The organism is Clostridium sp. AF34-10BH, assembly GCF_003478095.1.
Classification (GTDB): domain Bacteria; phylum Bacillota; class Clostridia; order Lachnospirales; family Lachnospiraceae; genus Acetatifactor; species Acetatifactor acetigignens.
On sequence record NZ_QUEC01000067.1, the window covers coordinates 1 to 1,794 of the forward strand.

1 protein-coding gene is annotated in these 1,794 nt (G+C 38.2%); it reads right to left on the reverse strand.

Annotated features, from left to right (window positions below):
- Nucleotides 1-121: 121 nt before the first annotated feature.
- Nucleotides 122-1,438 carry an IS110 family transposase gene (locus DWZ61_RS19355; protein WP_118540113.1) on the reverse strand — a complete coding sequence of 439 codons (1,317 nt, stop codon included), beginning with the start codon at nucleotides 1,436-1,438 and terminating at the stop codon, nucleotides 122-124.
- Between the last annotated feature and the right edge of the window lie 356 nt (nucleotides 1,439-1,794).

Sequence of the window (1,794 nt, forward strand, 5' to 3'; positions counted from 1 at the left end):
AAAGTCCAGCTAATAAATGTCAATAGGTAAATGAAAAATATTTTTCTTTAAAAAAGGGCGTGCTTACCCCTTGGGGAAAATATCATTCAAAAAAGATATTGATTCAGTAGGTGGTATTATTTTACGCAGCTACGTCGCATTTAGCAGCGTTGTATTTTTTTATATGTTCCTGCGGTGTAATGATTTCAAAAGGTTTGCTATCTCGAAGGATTGCAAATATCATGTTGCATACCTTGTGTGAAACAGCTCCCATTGCAACTAGTTTTGGTTTTGATTCACACTTTTTGAGATAGTAATCACGGAGTACTGGATTTTTTGATTCACCGGTACGGGAAGCACTGATACTTTGCAAGGTCAGTGTGTGAATAACCCGTCTTGCTATGGCAGAGCCTCTTTTCGACATCTGGATTTTAGTACCTTCAAATTTTCCAGACTGTTTTACAGCTGGATCAAGACCAAAGTAAGCAAAAAGTTGTTTTGGTTTTGAAAATGCAGAAAAATCACCAATCTCTCCCATAAGGGACATAGCGGACAAGAAACCAGCCCCTTTGAATGTTTCAATTAGGCGAATCTGTTTCACAAAATCGGTATCCTCATTAGCGGCAACAAGCTCATGCATGGATTCCAGAATGCTGTTGATTTCTTCATCATATTTACGGATAAAACCAATATATAGACGGATTCTCTTGATGTTGCTGTCAAGGATGTAACCGAACTCGTCTGCATCATTAGCAGCCTGAATAATGGCATTATACTTGTTACAAGCGTATGTAAGTCCAAAACGAGCTGTTGACCTGATGAGATCAATAATCTCTTGTTTGTCTGCGTTAATAAAGGCAGATGGAGATGTGTAAGTTTCCAACAAGATAAGAGACGTATCAATCGTAACCTTGGAAAAAATGCCAAGATACTGAGGGAAAACCATACGCAGTTCGCCAATAAGCTTGTTCACGTAAGCATTACGGCTGTCCATCAAATCGTAGTATTCACGGCATAGATTGCGACAGTTCAAAGCAAGGTCAGATGGCATAAGAGAAACTTTTAAATCAGGTTTTAAGCCAACTAAAGCAGCTTTTTTAGAATCAAAACGGTCATTATGTACTTTTCGTATATTGATATTTGTGCTATTCTTTGTGATGATAGGATTGATAACTGAGCAGTTAAAACCCTTATCACGAAGATAGCAGAAGAGTGGGTAATGATAAATTCCCGTGGATTCAAGGAAAATGCGACTTTCCAAAGAATACATCTCTTCTGCTTCTTTTATTTTAGAGACAGCCAAAGCAAGGGAATTCATGCTATTGTGTAGGATTTTGTAAGGCTTTCCTACAAACTGTTGGTTAGGAAGTACAATCGACATCCAGGAGAAGTCGGCACCGACATCAATACCAACGGAGATGAATAATTCATCGAAATTAAAAATAACATTGTTTGACATGTGGATAAGCTCCTTTCGGATAGGAATCCATTTCCAATCTGGCAGGTACACAACCTAGCGCGTTATTCGGGTATTGCCTACCGGCTCCCAACCAGCTAAAACATAAAACCCTGTCGAATGGACTAATTGACTTTTTTGTAGGTATCAGTCACAGAAGTGACTTCCCAAGGAGGAATACATTCTTTGTCCTATCCTTAGAGATAATACCTTATGTTTTATTGGGTGTCTATCAGGAGCCGTCAGACATGCTAGTCATTAATAACATCTGATGAAGGAAGAATTCCTTCTTCTGTTATCTGATTTATAGAAACTTATTAACCAAGTAGTCTTGATTGACTACACCATTATTATACTAG

Excerpts from the sequence above, each read along its gene's own strand:
- DWZ61_RS19355 (WP_118540113.1), bottom strand. The coding sequence starts at position 1,438 with ATGTCAAACAATGTTATTTTTAATTTCGATGAATTATTCATCTCCGTT.